Here is a 21,232-nt window from a genome sequence, read left to right as displayed (position 1 = left end):
GCGCAAGGTTCACAAAGTGCTCGTTTGTTGGCTTTTGACCGTTTCAGGTATAATAAAGCTATTCATGCCATACACGAAACGGAGATCAAGCACGCATGACGATACAGGCGACGACGATGCTGGTGGAGGAAGCGGAACAGTTTATCCGGACTTGCGGCAGAGAGCTGGGCAAGAGCGAAGACGAGATACAGCGGCGCTTGCGGGAGGCGGGACGGGAAATCGCCGAGACGGGCACTTATTCGCATACGCAGGAGGAACTGCGCTACGGCGCCAGGATGGCATGGCGCAACAGCAACCGGTGCATCGGCCGGCTGTTCTGGGAAACGCTCGAAGTGTGGGACGCCCGGGGGCTGGAGACGGAAGAACAGATGGCGGAAGCGCTGATCGCGCATATCGCCAACGCGACGAACGGCGGCAAAATCCGGCCTGCGATTACCGTCTTCCGTCCGTTCTGCGGGCCTCGGCGGCAGGTGCGCATATGGAACTATCAACTGATTCGTTACGCCGGCTACGAGACCGAGCATGGCATTGTCGGCGATCCCGATTCGGTATCGTTTACGAAGCGATGCATGGAGCTGGGGTGGCGCGGTGAAGGGACCGCATTCGACATCCTGCCGCTTGTTGTCCAAGCGGACGGACGCAAGCCGCGTCTGTTCCCGATTCCGCCGGGCACGGTGATGGAAGTCCCGTTGACCCATCCGGAGCTGCCGGCTTTCGCGGACTTGCGGCTGCAGTGGTATGCGGTGCCGATCGTCTCCAACATGCGTCTGGAAATAGGCGGCATCTCGTATACGGCGGCGCCGTTCAACGGCTGGTACATGGGAACGGAGATCGGGGCGCGTAATTTGGCCGACGTGCACCGGTACAATATGCTGCCTCGCGTCGCATCCCTGATGGGGCTGGATACGTCGCGGGAGTCGTCTCTGTGGCGCGACAAAGCGCTGGTCGAGTTGAACGTGGCGGTGCTGCACTCGTTTCGCGAGCATGGCGTCATGATCGTCGATCATCATACGGCCGCGAAACAGTTCGCCAGCTTCGAGGAGCGGGAGCGCCGAAGCGGCCGGGAGACGACAGGGGATTGGACTTGGCTTATCCCTCCCGTTTCTCCGGCCACGACGTCGATTTTTCATAAACATTATACCGATCGGGTCGTCACGCCGAATTTTTTCTACCAGGAGCTTGAGGACGATTGAGGCTCACCTGCGTAACGAAATCGGCAAAAGAAGCTTCCATCCCCGCGCTGAGCGGCTCCGGAAGCTTCTTTGTTTGGTTTTTGGGACAGACCTTTGCCGGTTACGCTTGCTCGGCCAGCAGCTCGGGTACGGTGACGAAGGTGAAGCCTTCCCCTCTTAAATAGTCGATCACTTGCGGAAGCGCCTCGATGGTGTTGTCCAGCTTGCCGTTCTTGCCGCCGAAGCAGTGCATCAGAATAATACCGTCAGGTTTCGTCTGCTTCTTCACCTTCTCCAGCATTTCCGCCGGGGTTGTACCGGCCCAGTCGCGGGTATCGACGGTCCAGCCGATCGAACGGCGTTCCTGGCCTACGGCTTGCTTGACGTTGTCGTTGGTCGCTCCGTAGGGTGCGCGGAACAAGTCGGTGTTCTTGCCTAGCGCATGGCGAATGGCTTCATCGGCTTTGTCGATTTCTTCCGCTACTTCCTTTGTAGTCCGCTTGGTCAAGTCCGCATGATCCCACGTATGGTTGCCGATGGCGTGCCCTTCTTCCGAAATCCGCTTGAGCATATCCCCATACTTGGACACTTGCAAGCCGACGACGAAAAAGGTAGCCTTGACCTCCTGCTTCTTCAAGACCTCCAGGATAAGCGGCGTGTACTTCTTGTCCGGGCCGTCGTCGAACGTCAAAGCGACCCGCTTTTCATCGTGCTTGCGCGTTCCCGCCTGCTTGACGCTCCCGGACGTCGGCGTGTCGGTTTTGGCCGGCTGTAGCGGGGGATTGGCAACCGTGCCCCCGTTCGCCTTCGTCGCGGCAGCCGGCGTCCCGGCACCCCGCTCGTTCGTCGTTGCCCCCGGCTGGGACGCTTTGCCTGTGGCGGCGGACGGATTTTTCGCCGAAACGACTGCGCTTTCCTCCCCGGCGTTATCCGCCGTCATGCCGGGCCCGGCCAATAAAGGCTCGCCCCCGGTCAGCACCGTCGTTTCGCTGGTGTAGCCGGTAAAAATCAACAGCATGACCGCACTCATCACCGTTACTTTCCAACCTCTTCGTCTTCCCATAAGCCCAGTCCCTCTCTCACCAGCCACGCTGTTCTCTATACTCTATTTGACGGTATATTGAATGCAATAGTTTACACGTTTCGCCGCTTTTTTGCAATTTTTTTGGTGCCGTCGGGGCGGGATTTGTTGAACTCGGGAAGCGGCTGCCCGAAATGCGGCGATAACCGCCGCCATTGCTGCTGTCAGGCGGCTGGGAGAGGCGACAGCGTCTCTCGAAAAACTGCGCCGTTAACGTCGAAACGGAGTCCATTCGACGTTCTTCGAGCCGTTTTTATGGTCTGAAGGGCGAAAAAACGGTTCTGTCGGTGGTTGTGTCCTCGTGTCGGAAATGGTAGATTAAAGCATAGCAATAAAATACGCATAACGGAATCAAGAGGGCTACTATGAATCGAATGGTACGGAAAGCGGCTTTCCTGTGCGCCTTGCTATTCGGCCTGCTGGGCCTCCTGCTGCCATTGGCGGAAAAAGCGCATGCCGACTCTTTTTCGGCCCGGGTAGCGACCGACTCGCTGATCATTCGCGCCGAACCGGCCGCCCGCGGGGCGGTAGTCGGCTCCTTAAGCAAGGGCGCGGTCGTCAGCGTTTCGACGGAATCCTACGGTTGGGCCAAAGTACAGTCTGGCAAGCTGACGGGTTGGGTGGCCGGCCACTATTTGGTGAAAGCGGGTTCAACCTCCGACTCGAAATCGGGAACTACCGCATCGAAGACGAGCGGGAAGTCCGACGTATCGGTGGCGAACGCCTCCGGCAGTACGTCCGGAACCGTCCAGGCAGACCAGCTGTGGCTGCGCAGCGGCCCCGGGACCGACTCCAAGGCGCTGGAGCTGGTGGCGAAGGGAACCCGGCTTGCGATTGTCAAGCGGCAGGACGGCTGGCTTCAGGTGAAGACGCCGCAAGGAAATGCCGGCTGGGTGTCGGCGCGTTATGTGGACGAGTCCAGCGATACGGCGGTCGCCAAAACCGCGTACAAGGAGCAGACGAAGGATCAAGCGCCAACGCCCAAGGGCGGGCTCAAGGGCAAGCTGATCGTGATCGATCCGGGACACGGTGGCAACGATCCGGGCGTCATCGGAGGCACCTACAAGACGTCGGAGAAAACCGTCAACCTGAAAACCGCCAAGTATTTGGCGGAGGAGCTCCGTTCCGCCGGAGCGAAGGTGGTCATGACCCGGACGCGCGACGACGAGCAGCCCGATCTGTCCGATCGAGCCGCTGTCAGCAACAGCAAGCGGGCGGACGCTTTCATCAGCGTTCATTATAACGCGTCTCCCAAAAAAGTGTCCGGCACGCTGACGTACTATTACTCGGAATCCAAAGACCGTCCGCTCGCAAGAAGCATCGAAGCCCGCTTGGGCAAAGGCACCGGCTTGAAAAGCAACGGCATTTCCTTCGGCGACTACCATGTGCTTCGGGAAAATAACCGGCCAGCCGTATTGCTGGAGCTCGGCTTTCTGAGCGATTCGGGCGACGAGGCGCTTGTGCGCAAGGACGATTATCAGAAGAAAGCGGCACAGGCCATCGTTGCCGGACTGAAGGATTACTTCGGCGGCTGATGCGGCTTCCGGCATTCCATAACCTCCAGTTCCACCCTTCCGGTGGGACTGGAGGTTTTATGGTTTAGTGGAACGATTTCCAGAAGGCGCCGCTCGTGTCGATGATATCGGCAAGCTCCGCATAAGGGATCGTGAACGTCGGGAAGCCGGCGGCGTAAGGGGCGATTTCGTAAGGAGGGAAGACGATGTGCAAGGCGTCCCCGGTTACGTAGAACAATTGGTCGGGAGCGATCTGCTTGAAGCTGCCGGGGAATACGTAGCTGTACGCGGGATCGGTGGCAATCCGCTTGCGGATGATATCGCTGATGCGGTTCACGTAAGGGCTGCCGGCCTTGAACAAGTCCTTCAGCGCGTACATGTCGCCGTTCAGCAGATTCACGTGGACGTATTCTCTCGACGGCATGCCGTGCGCCGCTCCGAACGGGAAATTGTAGCCGTCCAGCTGCAGGACGAGCAGATGATTGCGGTAGAAGGCTACGGCAAAATCGCCCGTGTAGCTGGCCTCCAACTGCTCGTGCGCCGGAACCGGCTTTACGGCGGAAAGCTGCTTCAGCCGGAGGTTGACCTTCCGTTCGGCGTTCGGATCGGCCATTCCCTCGACTTGCGGATAATAGACGAGATAGTCCGGGTTCGGTTTGAATTTCACTTCTCTTACGGCAAAAGGCGGCTTAAGCGGAATGACCGGGCTCGGCTGCCAGACGAGGCGTCCCGTCCGGTCGTAATAGGACAAACGCTGATCGATGTTCGCGCTGACCAGCTTGCCGATAAAAGCCATCGTTCCGCTTCCCGCCGCTTTCGGCAAATTCGCTGCCGCCCGACCGTTCGTATCGATCCAATACGTGGATGTGCGATCCGATACCGGGGCGTAACCTTGATGAAATTCGCCGATGGAACGGAAACGGAAATCGGTCAGCAATCGTCCGTCCGTATCGGCCAGCGCATACGTCGAACCGATGAACGGCTGCTGCGGATCGATAGCTTTGCCGACGGCTAGCCTTTTTTCCCCCAGCGGGTTGATTTCGTTGTAAACCGGCTGGATGACAAACGAGCCTTTCCGGTCGATCAGGCCGTAACGGTTATGGTAGTCCTCGGCGGTATTGACGACAGCCCGGCCGTCCTGGAAAGGAAGCGCTGCGGTAAAACGGGGAGGGATGACGACGTTGCCCTTCTCGTCGATATAGCCGTTCTTGCCGTTCGCTTCCTGTTGAAAGGCCAGCAGTCCTTCCCCGGGCGGCCCTACGTAGGCGTAAGAGAATGCCGCCAACTGGCGGCCGTTCGGGTCGATCAACGCATAGCGGTTATCCCCGAGCTTGACGAGCGCCCGTCCGCCGGAGAAATCGCCGGCTTCCACGAAGCGGTCGGGAATGACTTCTTTGCCGTCGCGATCCAAATAGCCGTACCGGCTTTCCCCCTCGTGGCCGCTTTTGGCGAAAACCGCCCTCCCCTCCCGGTATGATCCGATATACGAATAAGCGCCCGGTGTCAGCACGCGCCCGCGTTCGTCGATGACCCGGAAGCCTTGGCTGTCGATCGCCGCGGACCGGCCTTCCGAGAAAGGGGAGATCGATTCGTAGACCGGTTGAATGACAAACCGGCCGGATGCGTCGATAACGCCCTGCTTGTCGTGAGTCTGAACGATAGCCAGGCCGTTGTTCTGAAAATCGAGGGCGTACTCGTACTGCGGCGCTAGCACGACCCGCCCGCGCTCGTCGATATAGCCCCACAGGTTGCCGCGGCTCGTCTTGACCTGTACCGGGTAAAGCGGGATCGCGCGCACAGCTGCGCGCTCCATGCCGCTGCGCGCGGCAAGCAGGGGAGCGCCGCAGCGGGCTGCCGCCTCGGCATCGGGGAAGCAGGCTACGACAATAACCAGCCGATTTCCGTACCATACGGGCATCGTTCCGAACGACGGACCGCCGCCAGCCGGGAAGGGAGATGCCGGCCGGGTCCTTGTCCGCAAGCCTTCCGTTTGAAACTCGTTCATCATGCGGCTCAAACTCCTCGCAAATAAGATCTTGCCTACAGCATATGGGCGGATGGGCGCATTGGTGACAGGGGACGTCCGAACGGAGCCATTGTATGGGGCACGATGTGACTGGGGATTGGAAAAAAGACAGCTTCTTGATTACTATAGAAAGTAGAGATCTTGAGAATCTTGTACATCATCATAAGGGAGGGCTAATCCGGATCATGGATGTTCGTAAATATGCTTCAAGAGGAAGCTCTGGGGCGCGAAGCCGCCGCAGGCTCGGTCTGGGGCTGCTCGTAACGGTGGCGCTGGCCGCCGGAGCGACCGTGCTGGTATACGGGCAGCGCCCCGCGCACGCGCCGTCCCCCGGCACTTTTATCGAATCGCTGCCGTTTATTAAGCGCGCGCCGGAGGCGGTCGAATTCCGCATGAGCGATTTCGAGCACGGCTGGCTGCGTTATTCGGACGGAACCGTGAAGGCGACGGACGATGCAGGCGCAACGTGGCGGGATGCTCACGCGCAGGGAGGAGAAGCGGGGGAAGGCGTTGCGGCGCCAGCCGCCCGTTCGGAATGGAGCCTGGCGCCTGCGGAGGCGGCGAAGTTGGAGACAGTGGTCTTGGAGGCGACACCGTATACGGTCAAGCAGGCGCAATTTATGACCGACCGGCTCGGCTGGGCGCTTGTGGCCGACGCAGCGGAGCTGCCCGCTCCGCTGCTCGTGACGACAGACGGCGGAACGACTTGGCAGGCGAAGGTGACGGCCGTCGTGTTGGATGCGGTGCAGGCGGAGAAGAGGCGCGAGGAGCAAACCGCGCAGGAAGCGGCCTTCTTCGCCACGCCGGAGCAGGCGCGGCAGGCGCTCCGCTCCGCGTGGACGATTATGCCGAGCCAGGCGTCGCCGGGTGACGCCGTGCTGGTGCGGGGCAATCGACCGGGGCAGGTGGAATGGCAAGGCAAGACGTACCCGCTGCAGCCGTTCGGCGCCGGCTATTATACGTATTTGCCGGTTACGCTGTCGGTCAAGCCCGGCGACTATCCGATCGGGGATCAACTGCTGACAATTAAAGCGAAGAAGTTTGAGACGCAATATTTGCAAGTATCGAAGCAGATGGAAAGCATGAAGCAGGATACTGACCGCATTGAGGCCGACCAGAAGAAGGTCGATGCGGCGCGCAGCAAGTCCGAGCCGGAATTTCTGTTTACCGGCCCGTTCGTGCAGCCGATTCAAGGTATTCTGACGACGCCGTATGGCTATACGCGCTACGTTAACGGCAAGCTGGACAGCTCGCACCTGGCCATTGATTTGGCGGCCAAGGAAGGGACGCCGATCCAGGCGACGAACGACGGCATCGTGGCTTTGGCCGACAGTCTGTATTTGACCGGCAATGCGATCTATCTCGATCACGGCATGGGGCTGTTCTCGCAATATGCGCACCTGTCCGAGCTGCGGGTCAAGACCGGAGACCGGGTGAAGAAGGGCGACATTATCGGACTTGTCGGGACTACCGGCTTCTCGACCGGACCGCACCTGCATTTTACGTTCTGGGCCCATAATGTGCAGGCGAACCCGAACCTGTTCTTTAACGCGACGCCGTTCGGGTGGAAGCGGCAACCTTGACTATTACGGCAGGGCAATCGCCTAAGAAAAAGCGCCGGCAAAGCGAGGCTGCGGCGAGTCTTTGCTCCTCCAATCGCACTTGAAATCGGATTCCCTGTTTGGGTGGTAGCAGGCGGAATCCGATTTCAAAGGCGACCGCTTCGCTTTTGCGGACCCAAAGGCTCCCCTTCGCCTTCTCTGCATAGTCGAACTGTGTCTAATGCGATTGACTTGACTATAACGGTATGCGGCATTGCGCAAGGGTGCATACATGTGGTAGAATCGACTTACTTTCAGGAAACGGAGGGTTGCTTGTGATTGATTTTATCCGAGTCAGAATTTTGCGCTAATGATTAGGTGCGTGAAAGGCTCTGCCTGTGTGCAGAGGACTCAGGATAAGTCTGTCCACAAGCTCCCATGCGGGCGAGACGTTCGGAAGCGGCGGTAGGCGAGGCAATCTCGCCGGGCCGTCGGCTGCCGGCGTTGTCTGCCGACTTGTCGTTCCCGGTATCGACCGCGGAACGGGCAAGTGGCTCGGCTTGCACTTTGTGGATTTTTTTCCTGCATATGTCCTCTTCGCCCTCTACACAGGCAACGGCCCCGTCGTCTGTGTTTTTTTGTTTTTCCAAACAACGGTAACGAAAGGATGATTTATATATGGAACAACGAGCGATAGTCGTGGGTGTCAATTTGAACAACCAGCCGGATTTTGCCGAATCAATGGCGGAACTGGCCAATCTGGCGGCCGCCTGCGGCGTAGAGGTCGTCGGTGAGATGACCCAGAAGGTCAGTCATGTGAATACGTCGCACTATATCGGCAGCGGCAAGGTGAAGGAGCTGGAGATTGTGCTTGCCCAGCTTGAGGCGAATGTGGTCATTTTCAACGACGAGCTGTCTCCTTCGCAAATTCGCAATCTGGAGAAAGATCTTGCTTGCAAGGTGATCGACCGCACCATTCTGATTCTGGACATATTCGCCGAACGCGCCCAGACGCGGGAAGCGCAGCTGCAGGTCGAGGTGGCTCAATTGCAGTACATGCTTCCCCGCCTTATCGGGCTGCGCGAATCGCTGGGACGGCAGAGCGGAGGCGTCGGCACGAAAAACAAAGGGGTCGGGGAAACGAAGCTCGAGTTGGACCGGCGTCGCATCGAATCGAAAATAACCGCCTTGCACAGGGAGCTGGAGACGCTCGTCGCCCAGCGTCAAGTACAGCGCAAACAGCGGCAAAAAAACCGGGTTCCGGTCGTCAGCCTGGTCGGCTATACGAATGCCGGCAAATCGAGTCTGATGAACGCGATGATGGAGCTATACGATCCGTCCGGCGGCAAGCCGGTGCTGGCACGCGACATGCTGTTCGCCACGCTGGAGACATCCGTCCGCAGCATCGAGCTGCCGGATAACAAGTCGTTCCTGCTGACCGATACGGTAGGGTTCGTTCGCAACCTGCCGCACCATCTAATCAAGGCTTTCCGCTCGACGCTGGAGGAGGTGGCCGAATCGGACCTGCTGCTCCATGTGGTCGATAGCTCCAACCCCGAGCATGAACAGCTGATAGCCGTTACCCGCCATACAGTCAAGGAGCTGGGGGCGGATCATATTCCGGTCCTGTATGTATACAACAAGGCCGATTTGGCAGGAGATGCTGCGGAGGGGCAGGAAGAAGACCGGGTATACGTTTCCGCGATGCAGAAAACTGGCTTGGAGGAGCTGATGCAGCGCATCCGGGACCGCATTTTCGACAACTATATGCAGTGCGAGATGCTGATCCCGTTCGATCAGGGAAAGCTAGTCGCCTACTTCAACGAGAACGCCCACGTGTTGAATACCGAATACGAGGAGAACGGCACGAAGTTGGCGCTGGAATGCTCGACAGCCGACTACGAAAAATATCGCGCGTTTGTCGTTCACGGGCAGTAATGTTTTATTTCAGAAACATCTCGGCCACTTCCAGCCAGTTGTTGACGCGCGGATAGCGGGTTTCTTCGACGTTATGGCTTGCGGTATACAGGATGCCCTGGCCGCGGAAACGCTCGAACTGATAAGCGTGGTCGTCGATCAGGTAGTCTGCGTCAATGATGCTTTTGTCGCCGCAAAATACGATATGGGAGCTGGGGATGAAGTCGAAGTGTTCTTTCAGCCATTCGTATTTGGCGGCGAAGGAAGCGGGAACCTCCATGGCCGCGGTGGCGATAAAGACCTCGTAACGCGACTGGAGCTCGCGGATGACCTCCTTGCTGTCGGGCAGCAGCTTCAAATCCCGCAAAAACAGAGGATCGTCGAAATATTTGGATACGTCGCCGCCGCATTTGGCCACATGCCGCAGTTTCTTGCCGTGCAAATGGTCGAGCGTAATCGTATCGTTGTAATCGCGGTTGTAGCAATCCAGCATCTTGCCGAGCGTGTCCGCCATGACCTCGTCCATATCGATGGCGATGCGCTTTCGGGTGTCTCTCATCCGGAACAGCTCCTGTCTCTTTTGGTTACTATGCTAACCAAAACCGCCCGAATATTCAACCGGTTTCCGGCACGCGGGGACATCGGCGGCGCTTTAGGCAAAAATTCGGCAGCCCGGAGGGGCTGCCGAATCGCTTAATTACAGAAAAATTTTACGGGCAAAAACAAGCGTGTTGCGTCTGGACGAGATTATACGAAACCCGTTAGCCAGCAGGCAGCGCTCTGCGTTCAGGACGCGGCCGCCTATGAACAGGAAACGTCTGCATGGAAAGGCAGTGCCTACAATGCGAAACCTGCGGATGATGCGGACGCCGGCTACCCGGCGAAATATGATCGTGACGAAATCGGTACGGAAGCTGCTCACTCGAATCACCTCGCTTTCTATGAAACTACTACAGTTAATGTTGTCGCGGCGGGATCGGTCACTGCCAATACCCGCATGTCCAAGGAAATCCGCTGGAAGCTACCTTTTTGAGCTCGCCCGCAACTTTCGGCATAGTTTCTGCGTCCATATGGGAAAGCTGTATAAGGATAGACGGAATGAAGGAGGAGAGACGATGAGAAAGATAGCGGCGACTCTCTTGCTGCTAAGCGGCCTGCTGCTGGCGCAAGGCTGCGGACAAGGTAAGGCGCCGGCCGATCAGGGCGTGGCGGTTCGCGGAGCGGTGATCGCTACGGGAGAGCTGCCCGGAGATCCGGGCGGCAGTCTTGTTCTGGTAGAGGGCAAGAAGGAAGACGATACGAAATATGACAATGCGAGCGTCAGCGTACCCAAAAGCGCCAAGGTGTATAAGCTTCAGGACGGCAAAAAGGTGAAGGCCACCCCGCTCGATCTGAAATCCGGGCAGAAGGTGGAGGTCAAGTTTACCGGAGAAGTAATGGAGTCGAATCCGGTGCAGGCGCAAGCCGCAGAGGTCGTCATTACGGACGCGGGCCCCGCTGGGACGGGCAAAGGCTCTTGACGGAGCGGCTGTCGCGGGGATCGATACTGGAAACCATCAAATAAGGAACCGATTCGGGATCAGGCGTCCTGGATCGGTTCTTTATGGTTCGCGAAAAACATGCATTTGACACTTTCGAATAAATATGTCATTATGATAATATCAAAACAAACATTCAAGGAGATACCATGCAGCCTAATCCGGATAGCGAAATCGAGAACGAATCGAATTATACGGCGAGCAAGTACCGTACCCCGGACGGCGCGCCTAGCGATATCGTGATCTTCACGATTACTTCCACCGAAAGGGCGGCGGGCAAGAAAGCATTGCCCGAGCGAGACCTGCAGGTGCTGCTGATCCAACGAAAAAATTGGCCTTACGAAGGCAAGTGGGCGCTGCCGGGCGGATTTTGCGGCGAGGATGAAAGCATGTACGACTGCGCCCGGCGCGAGCTGGCCGAGGAGACCGGCGTCGCCGAAGTGCATCTGGAATATTTCAACGTCTACAGCGAGCCGAAGCGAGATCCGCGCGGCTGGATGATCTCCCATGCCTTCTTCGCGCTCGTTCATGAACGGTATTTGGCGGAGCGGAAGGCGCAGGACGACGCGGCCGACGTCCGATTGTTTCCGGTAAGCGAGGCGCTTGCGATGGAGCTGGCGTTCGATCACCGCGTTATTCTGCGCGACGCTTTGGCCAAAATACGCGAGAACATGCTGGCGACGACGATCGCAAAGGAATTTTTGCCGGCGGAATTTACGATCGGGGAGCTGTACCAGGTCATCCGCACGGTCGTGCCGGACTTCGCAGAGCAGAACTTTATCCGCAAAATTACGTCCACCCAAAGCCGTCAGGGTATTCTGGAGGAAGTGACGGACGAGCAGGGACGAGGCAAGCTGTCCAACCGGTATTCGCAGCGCGCGGCCCAACTGTACCGGTTTACCGATTACAAACCCAGGCTGTCGATATACGGATAGACCGATATACGAATACACAAATAGACGGATACACAAATATACGGATACGCAGCACCCCAAGAGGAGGACATGAAGATGAAAGCTTTGATCGTGATCGATTACACCGTCGATTTTGTAGTCGGCAGCTTGCCCTGCGGGCAGCCGGCGATCGATATCGAGCGCCGCATCGCGGAGTTGACCGAGTCGTTCGCCGCGCAAGACGAATTTGTCGTCATGGCGGTCGATTTGCATGAGCGGGACGATGCTTATCATCCCGAGCACAAGCTGTTCCCGCCGCATAATATCCGCGGAACCGACGGACGGAACCTGTACGGCGAGCTGGACGACGTCTATCGCAATCGCCGGGAGAGCATCTACTGGATGGATAAAACGCGATACAGCGCCTTCAGCGGCACGGACTTGGAGCTTCGTTTAAGAGAGCGGCATATCGACGAGCTACATTTGGTTGGGGTTTGCACGGATATTTGCGTGCTGCATACCGCCGTCGACGCCTACAATAAAGGCTACGCCGTATTCGTACACGAGGATGCGGTCGCCTCGTTCAATCCGGCGGGACACGATTGGGCGCTGCAGCATTTTCAGAATACGCTTGGGGCCGTATTGCTTAGAGACGGTCAGACGGTACGGGTATAAAGAAAGGGTGGAAAGACGATGGTTAACGGCAACATGACTTTGCATACCGATAAATACCAGATCAACATGATGTACGCGCATTGGGTGAACGGCACGCAAAACGACAAAGCCGTCTTCGACGTTTACTTCCGCCGTCTCCCGTTCGGCAACGGCTATGCCGTCTTCGCCGGGCTGGAGCGGATCGTGGACTATATTCGCAGTTTGTCGTTCGGGGATGAGGAGATCGCCTACTTGGCCGAGCAGGAGGAACATTACGAGCCGGCCTTTCTGGACGAGCTGCGCCGGTTCCGCTTTACCGCCCGGATGGATGCCGTTCCCGAAGGCACGATCGTCTTCCCGAACGAACCGCTCGTTCGCGTAGAAGGCCGAATTTTCGAGACGCAGCTGATCGAGACGGCTGTGCTTAATTTCATGAACTACCAGACGCTTATCGCTACGAAAGCTTCGCGGATCAAAGGGGTTGCCGGCGACGACGTACTGCTGGAGTTCGGAACGCGGCGGGCGCAAGAAGCGGATGCGGCGGTATGGGGGGCGCGTGCCGCTTATATCGCCGGCTTCCACGCCACCTCGAACATGCTGGCCGGGATGCGGTTTGGCATTTCCACCAAAGGAACGCATGCGCATGCTTGGGTGCAAGGGCACGATACGGAGTCGGAGGCGTTCGACCGCTACGCGGCGGCTTTGCCGGATCAGGTGACGCTGCTCGTGGACACGTACGATACGCTGGCAAGCGGCGTGCCGAACGCGATTCGGACGGCGAAGAAGCTGGAAGCCAAGGGCAAGCGGATGAATGCGATCCGCCTCGACAGCGGGGACCTGGCTTTCCTGTCCAAACGGGCGCGCGAGATGCTCGATGAGGCGGGGCTGCCTTATGTGAAAATTGTCGCCTCCAACGATCTGGACGAAACGCTTATCTTCAACCTGAAGGCGCAAGGCGCGCGCATCGATACGTGGGGCGTCGGCACCCAGCTCATTACCGGGGGCAGCGAGCCCGCGCTCGGCGGCGTCTACAAGCTGGTGGCGCGCGAGAAGGACGGAGCGTATGTGCCGGTCATCAAAATATCCGGCAACCCGGAGAAGGTGACCACGCCCGGACTAAAGGACGTCTACCGCATCGTCAACCGGCAAACCGGCAAAGCCGAAGCGGATTATGTGGCGCTGCATGAGGAAGAGGACGTCCGGGTTGGAAAACGCATCAAGCTGTTCGACCCGGTGCATCCGTATTTGCACAAGTATGTCGAGGGTTACGAGGCGCGCCCGCTGCTGCGGCCGGTATTCGAAGGCGGAGAGCTGGTCGGCGACCTGCCTACGCTCGATGAAATCCGTGCCTATCATGCGGAGCAGTTGAAGCTGTTCTGGCCGGAATATTTGCGCAAGCTGAATCCGGAGACGTATCCGGTCGATTTGAGCGAAGCCGCTTGGGAGCTGAAAATGAACTTGCTGCACCGGTATACGAAACAACTTTAGGGCCAGGGACGGACGTGTGGCCGGGCGACGCCCGGCTTATTCGCCGGAGCCGCCCAGCCCGACTTCCTTCTCGCTCCACGACCAAAACCGTCGCGCCGCTTCGTCGTCGCGGGCTTTGGCCGACAGGGACGCTTGCTTGTTGTCGTAGTAATAGTGCCCGGTTACCCCGGCGACCTCGTCCGACGTGGCCAAATAAACGGCCGTGGCCGCCCCTTCCGCGGGAGAACGGAAAAACGGACGCAGCAGCTTGTAGATAAACTGGCCGAAGCCGGTATTCCGGTCGACCCCGAGATTGGTGGCAACGGCACCGGGATGTACCGCGTTGACGGTCACGCGGGTTCCCTGAAGCCGCCGGGCCAGCTCCCGGGTAAACAGAATGTTGGCCAGCTTCGATTGGGCGTAGCCGATAACCACATTGAACCCCCGGGTCAAATGCGGGTCGTCGAAACGGATCGAGCCCGCCTTGTGGGCGCCCGAAGACACGACGACGATTCGGCCCGCTTTCGCACGCTCCAGGGCGGGAAGCAGCAAATAGACGAGCAGGAAATGCCCCAAATGATTGACGCCGATCATTTCTTCGAAGCCGTCCTTGGTCGTCCGGCGCTTCAGATTCACGACGCCGGCGTTATTGACCAGCACATCGAGCGTATCATGGCGGGAAAGAAATTGGCCGGCAAACTGGCGGATGCTTTCCAGCGACCCCAGATCGCATACCAGGAGCTCGATAGCGTCGGACCCGCTTTGTTTTATCGCTTCCAGGCGTGCGGCCTCGCCGCGCTGCGGGCTGCGGCATGCCATGATTACCCGGTAGCCGCGTTTCGCCAGCTCGACGACCGTGGACAGTCCCATCCCCGAATTGGCGCCCGTTACGATGGCAATAGATTGGCTCATAACCGTATACCCTCCTTATCCAATTCAGGCAGCCGTCCGTTCACGGCTTCCGGAATCGTCTTCTATCGTTAGCATAGTATGGTCAAGCCGAGATGTCTATCGAAATCCCATGCTCCCTATGGCGACATATTCGCCCTACTCCAAGCAAGGTCCACGTAATCCGACGCCTTCTCCCCATTTCTCGACACAATGCGTCTCTCTATTTATGGCATATAAAAATGGTTCGCTGGAACCAGAAAGAGGAGAGCGGCAAAAAGAAGCACCGCTCCTTAACCCCTTTTTTCCTTGGAGACCGCCAGTAGCAAGGGTTAAAGAGGGCTTGAAGAATCTTCAACATGGTAATAATCCGACAATATTCGGGGAATTTCTACTTACCCTTGTTTTATCCTTTGAATACATATTTTACCATAATGTATGAAACGTTGTCCATAACCCTTTCTATCTCTCTAATTGGCGAAAAAGCGCTATTTTTAGACAAATATGCACCTTCCTACCTGAATCGCTGGTTGTATATCGGGTGTTTTCGACTAGTTCCTTGTACGGCGCTTCAACGGAAACATGGGGCTAGCCGCATAAAATTTTAAGTGTTCTTATTGTAAATTTATATAAATCTTTAAAGAATGGATCGACAAGATTTTACAGTATTTACACCCTATTCATGCGATAACTATGATGATATGGATTGTCATTGTAGCGGGGGGAACAATTGGAATGAATGACGATATGCGGAAAACTCAGCTTGATATTCGGGCGATCGCAGCACAGATGGGAATCAAGCCTTATCCCGAAGCGGAGACGGCAAAAGCGGCTCAATCCATAAAGGCCGGTTAGTCCCGTCGGAAAGGTAAACGTTTTCTTTAAGCGGAGGATCGCTACAGTTTCGTTATAACGGAACCTTCGTTTGCGCCTGAACGGGCGGATCGGTTATGCTGGCTATGGTGTGTTCCGGTACAACCGCTCAATGAGGAAACGGGGGAATGTTATGACTGCCGAGGTGCCTAAAGCCTCGATGGCCGATTTGTTCCGCAATCGTGTAATCCGAACGATCTTGCTGTCTACGTTTTTTTTACAGATCGGCATATGGGTAAGAAACTATTCGATTTTGCTTTATGTCATGGAAAAGACGAACGAGGACGCTGTAGCCGTCTCGCTTATTTCTGTAGCCGAGTTCGCTCCGATTTTTTTGTTTTCCTTTATCGGCGGCACGTTTGCCGACCGTTGGAGGCCGAAGCTTACGATGGTCTGGTGCGATCTGCTCAGTGCCGTCTCGATATTCGTCGTGCTGCTGACGCTCGTGTTCGGCAGTTGGAAAGTGATTTTTTTCGCCACTTTGGCGTCGTCGATCTTGTCGCAATTTTCGCAGCCGTCCGGGATGAAGCTGTTCAAGCTGCACGTTTCGGAGCAGCTGATGCAGATGGGCATGTCGCTGTACCAGACGCTGTTCGCGATGTTCATGATTTTGGGGCCGGTCGTCGGTACGTTCGTTTACCAGCATTTCGGCATCGCCGTCTCGATCGGGATCATGGGAGTCGCCTTCATCCTGTCGGCCGTTATTCTCGTCATGCTGCCGCCGGATCGCATCGACGATGAGGTCAAGGAGAAGACGACGGTATGGCAGGAGATGAAGGCGGGGATTCGGTACGTGCTGAATAGCCGCATGCTGAGCTCGCTCGGAGGCTGCTTCGCGGCGGCCGGACTGGCCCTCGGTCTGACGCAGCCGCTGGCCGTGTTTCTAGTAACGGAGCGTCTCGGCCTGCCGAAGGAGCAGTTTCAATGGCTGATGGCCGCAAACGGAGTCGCCATGATTATCGGCGGCGGGCTCGTGCTGGCGCTGGCCAAGAAGGCGTCTCCGCAAAGCTTGCTCGTTCTGGGCATGTCGGTCAGCGCGGTTGCGATCCTGGTCATGGGGCTGTCCACGAACCTGTGGCTCACGCTTGCGGCCGAATTCGTCAGCGGCCTCGTCATGCCTTGTATTCAGATCGGGATCAATACGATGATCTTGCGCAATACCGATTCGGCTTACGTCGGCCGCGTCTCGGGGACGCTGACGCCGCTATTCATGGGCGCGATGGTCGTGACGATGAGCACGTCGGGCGCGCTGAAGAAGATGTTTTCGCTGGTCACGATCTATGAGGCGGCTGTCGTCCTGTTTCTTGTCGGTATTGTGATTATGCTGCCGCTGCTTAGAAAACCGTCCGGTTCGGACAATCAGGAGAGCGGGTCCGAGAAAATGGTCGGCTAACGCCGACGCGCGTCCGCCGGACGAGCGGGAAAAGCCGGAAAAGCCGGAAAAACCAGAAAGGTGCCGGGATCGGCGCATATTTTATGGAACTATTCGAAGGAAGCCCGAGAAATCGGGCTTTTTTTGTGCTGTGGCATGCTTTGCCTCGCTGTAACATTCCGAAACCTAAAGGCGTCTAAAGGAGTGAAGCCGCAGCAACAGGACTTTTGCCGGGAGGAATGAATCATGAGAAGGGTTGGTTCCAACAAGGTATTCGGATTGTGGATGGCGGCTGCGCTGCTCGTGGCCGTCGCCTGCTCGGGCGACAAGCTGCTCCCGGGAGAGCCCGACGTGAAGACCGGTTCAGGCGTATCGACGCCTGCGGAGACCGGAGGCGGCGGGTCCGGAACAGGTGGCGGCAGCGCGAAGAAGCCGGATGACAAGCCTGCACCTGTCCCGGGTTCAGGTTCAGGCTCGGGAGAAACGACAAAGCCAGCCGCAGCCAGCGTGGAGGAACAAGCGAGTGCCGCCGTGGAAGCGCTCAAGCGCCAGGATTGGAGCCGTCTGGCCGAATTGGCGCATCCGGACCGGGGCATCCGGTTCTCGCCTTACGGTTTCGTCGACACCGATAAAGATCTGGTATTCCCGTCTGCCGCGTTAGGGAAGCTGTATGCGGATACAACGAAGTACGAGTGGGGCATTTACGAAGGATCAGGGGAGCCGATCCGGCTGACCTTTGCCGAATATTACGCCAAATTTATATACGACGTCGATTTCGCCAAGCCTGAACAGACCGCAGTCAACAAGGTGGTCGGCAAAGGGAATATGGCGAACAATATGAGCGAGGCGTATCCTTCGGACCGGTACGCGTTTGTGGAGTACCATTTCAGCGGGTTCGATCCCAAATATGCGGGGATCGACTGGAAAAGCTTGCGGCTCGTGTTCGAGAAAGACGGCGGCAGGCTTTACCTGATAGGCATCGTCCACGATCAATGGACGATCTGATACCGAACCGTCGGTGCAATTGGACATCTGGCTTTGGACAGTACAAAGCCAAACCGTATACATGAAAAGGCCCATTCCCTTGCACAGCAAGAGGTCGGGCCTTTTTCCGAATACACCGAATTAACTCTGACTTTGTACTAGAACATGCTCCAGTCGTACTGCTCGGACAATTGGCGGAGCAAGTGGACGCCGGCCGTGCTGTTGCCTTTGTCGTTCAACGCCGGGCTGATGATACCGATACCGAGCTCGCCGGGTACAAGAGCCAGGATGCCGCCGGCAACGCCGCTCTTGGCCGGTATGCCGACCTGGATGGCGAATTCCCCGGACGCGTTGTACATGCCGCAGGTGACCATGAACGATTTGGCTATGCGGGCGAACCGTTTCGGGAACAGCTCGCGGCCCGTAGCCGGATCGACGCCGTCGGAAGCGAGCACAAGCCCCATGCGGGCGACCTGAGCGCACGTCACCTCGATAGCGCATTGCCGGAAGTAGACGTCCAAGGTAGGCTCGACGTCGGCATCCAGCACCTTGTTGTCTTTAAGAAAATAGGCTAGGGACCTGTTGCGGTTGGCGGTCGCCGCTTCCGAGCGGTACACGTCCTCGTTGAAAGCGGCGCTGTCGTCGCCGGCCAAATCGCGGATGAAGCCGAGGATACGCTGCGACTTGTGTTCGGGCGTATCGCCGCGAATAAGCGAGGAGATGACGATCGCCCCTGCATTGATCAGCGGATTGAACGGTTTGCCCGGCTGGACCAGCTCCAGCTTCAGCATCGAGTTGAAGACGTCGCCAGTCGGCTCCATGCCGACTTTTTCGAATACGGCTTGTTCGCCGCGGTCCATCAGCGCAAGCAGCAGCGTGAACACCTTGGAGATGCTTTGCAGCGTAAAGCGCATATCGCTGTCTCCGGCCGATACGGATTTGCCGGAACGGTGGTGCAGCGTGATGCCGAGCGCATGGCGGGGAGCATGAGCAAGCTCCGGTATGTAGGTGGCGACGCTCCCCTGGGCGGTATGGACGCGGCAAGCGTCCACCCAGGCAGGAAGACGGTGGGTCAAATCTGAGAAGTCGGTCGGCATCGGTACGGTCTCCTTTGTATCGTCGGATCACTTGATAATCGTTGGTCCCATTATACAACAGACACAGGTCATACCAAAAGGCTTCGTGCGACGAAATTCGTCGGATTCTGCTGGGCCTTGCCCACCTGAACAAAGGCAGCCGCTTGGGCATCGGGCACCTTGTTCAGACTACGTATTTTTCAGGCATATGGTAAAAAGCCGGTCAATCTTATAGAATAGATTTCGTGCAAACAAATAGATTCCGTACAACAGCCTAACCAACCATGCCCGGCGCATGTGGCATTACATAGGCATCATGGGATAAGGGAGAGAAACGCAAGATGAACAACAATGGGGAACAGACTATCCATGACGTCCGGTACGTGCGGGCGTGGCAGGCCGATACGAAACGAAAGGGTAGACGAGGCCTGCGGCCGGCGATGCTCGGATGGGCCGCTCTGGCCCTGCTTGCATCTCCCTTCGCGGGGGGAGCTCCCGCCGCAGCGGCGGATTCGGCAAGCAGCATGCCGCCGGTCATTTGCTTGGATCCGGGCCATCAGCTCAAAGGCAACAATGCGCTGGAGCCGACGGGGCCGAACAGCCGGGCGATGAAGCCAAAAGTATCGTCGGGCACGCAGGGGACGGCTACCGGAAAAGCGGAGTACGTGCTGACGCTGGAAGTATCGAAGCGCATCCAAACCGAGCTGGAGGCGATGGGGTATACGGTCGTCATGACGCGCGAGACGCATGATGTTGACATCAGCAACAAGGAGCGGGCCGAGGTGGCTAATAACACCGGCGCCGATCTGTTCTTGCGCATTCATGCCGACGGAGACGCATCGTCGAAGACCCAAGGCGCATCGGTCTTGTATCCGGCGAAAGCCGTGTCGGTTTCCCCGGAACAGTATGGGCAAAGCGAAGCGGCGGCCCGGCTGGTGCTGGACGAGCTCGTGGCGGCGACAGGCGCCAAATCGCGCGGTACGGTGCCGCGCAGCGACTTGTCGGGCTTCAACTGGTCGACGGTGCCGAACGTGCTCGTCGAAATGGGCTTCATGACGAATGCCGAGGAGGACCGACTGCTCTCCACGGACGAGTACCAGAGCAAGATGGCCAAAGGGATTGCCGAAGGCGTAAACCGGTATATCACCGAAGTGGCGGGAAAATCGCCCTGGCTTCCGCAGCCGTATGTCGGCTGGCTTGACTTGACGGACAATGCTTATTTGTTCGATCGTACAGACGGCCGGCTCGTCCCGATTGGCGCTTATCTGGGGCCGCAGACGGTCACCGTTCGCGAGAAAGCCGACGACTGGTACCGGATCGATACGTGGCTGGGCAGCAACTGGATTCAATTGCCCCAGGGGCAGACCCTTTTAGCGGCATCTTGACCGAGAAGAACACCCCTATCCTGACCTTTGATGAAGGCAGAGATAGGGGTGTTTGGTTTAAGCGTCTATATCGTACTTGTATTTTTTGTGGCGAAGCCGGAACGCCGCTTCGTGCTCCTTTTTCAAAGTCCAGTATTGGATCAATCCGAAAGCGACGAACATGATAATGATGACGAGAACGGTGTAATTGGCGCCGAAGTATAGAAAATTGAAGCTGGAGAGCGCAACATAGCCTAAGAGCGTGATCAGTAACAGTTTCTTATTGATGCCGGTCATATTTTTGATTTCCTGTCCGTATTGGACGAAGGAAAATCCAAGCCGCAGCTTTAAAAATAATCGCGTTAATAACAGCACAATCAGTCCGGCACTTATTTGAACCGCATAAGCGGTGGGAGTCGAAGGGTATGTTTTGATTCCAAATTGCTCTATGCCATAGTAGATAAACGATGTAATGAAGCAATAAGTCAAATAACCATTAATGACAACAAGGCCTGCGTAATAGATAGGAATTTTAAACATCAGCCAGAAAAACAAAAAGACCATAATAGGTTCGATAAGGGTAGCGAATAAAACCAAATGGAATACATTAAACACCATATAAGAAAACAGGGCGAGCAGAAACGATGCAAATATAAGTTGGCCCAAATGGTCGCGTATTTGGAAGCGGTACAGCGCAAATGCAAGTATGATCACGGAAAACCATTCCCACATGGACACGAGTAAAAAAATAAGCACATTCATCGAATAACTCTCCGTCTAACATCGAGTATGTATGGCAATTATATGCATCATACTATACGTTGTTTGGATTTGCAGTATATTTTTTATATATATATCTGATATCGAATGCT

General features: G+C 56.9%; 18 protein-coding genes. 11 read left to right on the top strand and 7 right to left on the bottom strand.

From position 1 onward, the window contains the following. Positions 1-116 precede the first annotated feature (116 nt). Entirely contained in the window at positions 117-1,193 is a 1,077-nt protein-coding gene (locus tag ABD796_RS28730; RefSeq protein WP_344915381.1) for a nitric oxide synthase oxygenase, read from the top strand. 100 nt (positions 1,194-1,293) lie between these two features. On the opposite strand, the gene ABD796_RS28725 is transcribed toward ABD796_RS28730, so the two are convergent. After that, positions 1,294-2,235, bottom strand: a complete 942-nt coding sequence (locus ABD796_RS28725; RefSeq protein WP_344914871.1) for a polysaccharide deacetylase family protein — start codon at positions 2,233-2,235, stop codon at positions 1,294-1,296. A 383-nt stretch (positions 2,236-2,618) separates the two neighbouring features. On the opposite strand from ABD796_RS28725, the gene ABD796_RS28720 reads away from it, so the two are divergent. After that, entirely contained in the window at positions 2,619-3,788 is a 1,170-nt protein-coding gene (locus ABD796_RS28720) for an N-acetylmuramoyl-L-alanine amidase family protein (protein WP_344914868.1), read from the top strand. Between the two features lie 64 nt (positions 3,789-3,852). Here the strand turns inward: ABD796_RS28720 and ABD796_RS28715 are convergent, their stop codons facing one another. After that, positions 3,853-5,775 carry a WG repeat-containing protein gene (locus ABD796_RS28715; protein ID WP_344914866.1) on the bottom strand — a complete coding sequence of 641 codons (1,923 nt, stop codon included), beginning with the start codon at positions 5,773-5,775 and terminating at the stop codon, positions 3,853-3,855. A gap of 203 nt (positions 5,776-5,978) precedes the next feature. On the opposite strand from ABD796_RS28715, the gene ABD796_RS28710 reads away from it, so the two are divergent. Together ABD796_RS28710 and hflX are read left to right on the top strand one after the other, a co-directional pair. Next, positions 5,979-7,376 (top strand): M23 family metallopeptidase, encoded by a 1,398-nt coding sequence (locus tag ABD796_RS28710; RefSeq protein WP_344914864.1) that lies wholly within the window; start codon positions 5,979-5,981, stop codon positions 7,374-7,376. A 636-nt stretch (positions 7,377-8,012) separates the two neighbouring features. Then, positions 8,013-9,272: a GTPase HflX gene (hflX, locus tag ABD796_RS28705; RefSeq protein WP_344914862.1), complete on the top strand. Its 1,260-nt coding sequence runs from the start codon at positions 8,013-8,015 to the stop codon at positions 9,270-9,272. Between the two features lie 4 nt (positions 9,273-9,276). Here the strand turns inward: hflX and ABD796_RS28700 are convergent, their stop codons facing one another. Together ABD796_RS28700 and ABD796_RS28695 are read right to left on the bottom strand one after the other, a co-directional pair. Continuing rightward, complete coding sequence (locus ABD796_RS28700; protein ID WP_344914860.1) at positions 9,277-9,810, bottom strand: 5' nucleotidase, NT5C type; 534 nt, start codon at positions 9,808-9,810, stop codon at positions 9,277-9,279. A 138-nt stretch (positions 9,811-9,948) separates the two neighbouring features. Then, entirely contained in the window at positions 9,949-10,173 is a 225-nt protein-coding gene (locus ABD796_RS28695; RefSeq protein WP_344914858.1) for a hypothetical protein, read from the bottom strand. A gap of 193 nt (positions 10,174-10,366) precedes the next feature. Here ABD796_RS28695 and ABD796_RS28690 point away from each other — a divergent pair, with 193 nt between their 5' ends. The 4 genes from ABD796_RS28690 to ABD796_RS28675 all read left to right on the top strand — a co-directional run bounded on the left by ABD796_RS28690 (position 10,367) and on the right by ABD796_RS28675 (position 13,824). Then, positions 10,367-10,771: a DUF3221 domain-containing protein gene (locus tag ABD796_RS28690; protein ID WP_344914856.1), complete on the top strand. Its 405-nt coding sequence runs from the start codon at positions 10,367-10,369 to the stop codon at positions 10,769-10,771. A 167-nt stretch (positions 10,772-10,938) separates the two neighbouring features. Continuing rightward, positions 10,939-11,724: an NUDIX domain-containing protein gene (locus ABD796_RS28685; protein ID WP_344914854.1), complete on the top strand. Its 786-nt coding sequence runs from the start codon at positions 10,939-10,941 to the stop codon at positions 11,722-11,724. A 75-nt stretch (positions 11,725-11,799) separates the two neighbouring features. Then, positions 11,800-12,357, top strand: coding sequence for a cysteine hydrolase family protein (locus ABD796_RS28680; RefSeq protein WP_344914852.1), 558 nt, complete (start codon positions 11,800-11,802; stop codon positions 12,355-12,357). An 18-nt stretch (positions 12,358-12,375) separates the two neighbouring features. Beyond that, on the top strand, positions 12,376-13,824 hold the full coding sequence (locus ABD796_RS28675; protein WP_344914850.1) for a nicotinate phosphoribosyltransferase: 1,449 nt from the start codon (positions 12,376-12,378) through the stop codon (positions 13,822-13,824). A 36-nt stretch (positions 13,825-13,860) separates the two neighbouring features. Here the strand turns inward: ABD796_RS28675 and ABD796_RS28670 are convergent, their stop codons facing one another. Beyond that, entirely contained in the window at positions 13,861-14,715 is an 855-nt protein-coding gene (locus ABD796_RS28670) for an SDR family oxidoreductase (protein ID WP_344914848.1), read from the bottom strand. 982 nt (positions 14,716-15,697) lie between these two features. Between ABD796_RS28670 and ABD796_RS28665 the strand changes: the two genes are divergently transcribed. Together ABD796_RS28665 and ABD796_RS28660 are read left to right on the top strand one after the other, a co-directional pair. Next, positions 15,698-16,957, top strand: a complete 1,260-nt coding sequence (locus ABD796_RS28665; protein WP_344914846.1) for an MFS transporter — start codon at positions 15,698-15,700, stop codon at positions 16,955-16,957. A 225-nt stretch (positions 16,958-17,182) separates the two neighbouring features. Beyond that, entirely contained in the window at positions 17,183-17,941 is a 759-nt protein-coding gene (locus ABD796_RS28660; RefSeq protein ID WP_344914844.1) for a hypothetical protein, read from the top strand. A 137-nt stretch (positions 17,942-18,078) separates the two neighbouring features. On the opposite strand, the gene glsA is transcribed toward ABD796_RS28660, so the two are convergent. Further along, on the bottom strand, positions 18,079-19,017 hold the full coding sequence (glsA, locus tag ABD796_RS28655; RefSeq protein WP_344914842.1) for a glutaminase A: 939 nt from the start codon (positions 19,015-19,017) through the stop codon (positions 18,079-18,081). A gap of 320 nt (positions 19,018-19,337) precedes the next feature. Between glsA and ABD796_RS28650 the strand changes: the two genes are divergently transcribed. After that, positions 19,338-20,381 (top strand): N-acetylmuramoyl-L-alanine amidase, encoded by a 1,044-nt coding sequence (locus ABD796_RS28650; RefSeq protein ID WP_344914840.1) that lies wholly within the window; start codon positions 19,338-19,340, stop codon positions 20,379-20,381. Between the two features lie 57 nt (positions 20,382-20,438). Here the strand turns inward: ABD796_RS28650 and ABD796_RS28645 are convergent, their stop codons facing one another. Then, complete coding sequence (locus ABD796_RS28645) at positions 20,439-21,122, bottom strand: hypothetical protein (protein WP_344914838.1); 684 nt, start codon at positions 21,120-21,122, stop codon at positions 20,439-20,441. Between the last annotated feature and the right edge of the window lie 110 nt (positions 21,123-21,232).

The organism is Paenibacillus hodogayensis (genome assembly GCF_039536325.1).
GTDB lineage: Bacteria > Bacillota > Bacilli > Paenibacillales > NBRC-103111 > Paenibacillus_AB > Paenibacillus_AB hodogayensis.
This window is presented reverse-complemented; position numbering and strand designations above follow the sequence as displayed.

Excerpts from the sequence above, each read along its gene's own strand:
- ABD796_RS28680 (WP_344914852.1), top strand. The coding sequence starts at position 11,800 with ATGAAAGCTTTGATCGTGATCGATTACACCGTCGATTTTGTAGTCGGC.
- ABD796_RS28665 (WP_344914846.1), top strand. The coding sequence starts at position 15,698 with ATGACTGCCGAGGTGCCTAAAGCCTCGATGGCCGATTTGTTCCGCAAT.
- ABD796_RS28685 (WP_344914854.1), top strand. The coding sequence starts at position 10,939 with ATGCAGCCTAATCCGGATAGCGAAATCGAGAACGAATCGAATTATACG.
- ABD796_RS28650 (WP_344914840.1), top strand. The coding sequence starts at position 19,338 with ATGAACAACAATGGGGAACAGACTATCCATGACGTCCGGTACGTGCGG.
- hflX (WP_344914862.1), top strand. The coding sequence starts at position 8,013 with ATGGAACAACGAGCGATAGTCGTGGGTGTCAATTTGAACAACCAGCCG.
- ABD796_RS28725 (WP_344914871.1), bottom strand. The coding sequence starts at position 2,235 with ATGGGAAGACGAAGAGGTTGGAAAGTAACGGTGATGAGTGCGGTCATG.
- ABD796_RS28645 (WP_344914838.1), bottom strand. The coding sequence starts at position 21,122 with ATGAATGTGCTTATTTTTTTACTCGTGTCCATGTGGGAATGGTTTTCC.
- ABD796_RS28710 (WP_344914864.1), top strand. The coding sequence starts at position 5,979 with ATGGATGTTCGTAAATATGCTTCAAGAGGAAGCTCTGGGGCGCGAAGC.
- ABD796_RS28690 (WP_344914856.1), top strand. The coding sequence starts at position 10,367 with ATGAGAAAGATAGCGGCGACTCTCTTGCTGCTAAGCGGCCTGCTGCTG.
- ABD796_RS28660 (WP_344914844.1), top strand. The coding sequence starts at position 17,183 with ATGAGAAGGGTTGGTTCCAACAAGGTATTCGGATTGTGGATGGCGGCT.
- ABD796_RS28720 (WP_344914868.1), top strand. The coding sequence starts at position 2,619 with ATGAATCGAATGGTACGGAAAGCGGCTTTCCTGTGCGCCTTGCTATTC.
- ABD796_RS28675 (WP_344914850.1), top strand. The coding sequence starts at position 12,376 with ATGGTTAACGGCAACATGACTTTGCATACCGATAAATACCAGATCAAC.
- glsA (WP_344914842.1), bottom strand. The coding sequence starts at position 19,017 with ATGCCGACCGACTTCTCAGATTTGACCCACCGTCTTCCTGCCTGGGTG.
- ABD796_RS28670 (WP_344914848.1), bottom strand. The coding sequence starts at position 14,715 with ATGAGCCAATCTATTGCCATCGTAACGGGCGCCAATTCGGGGATGGGA.
- ABD796_RS28700 (WP_344914860.1), bottom strand. The coding sequence starts at position 9,810 with ATGAGAGACACCCGAAAGCGCATCGCCATCGATATGGACGAGGTCATG.
- ABD796_RS28715 (WP_344914866.1), bottom strand. The coding sequence starts at position 5,775 with ATGATGAACGAGTTTCAAACGGAAGGCTTGCGGACAAGGACCCGGCCG.
- ABD796_RS28730 (WP_344915381.1), top strand. The coding sequence starts at position 117 with ATGCTGGTGGAGGAAGCGGAACAGTTTATCCGGACTTGCGGCAGAGAG.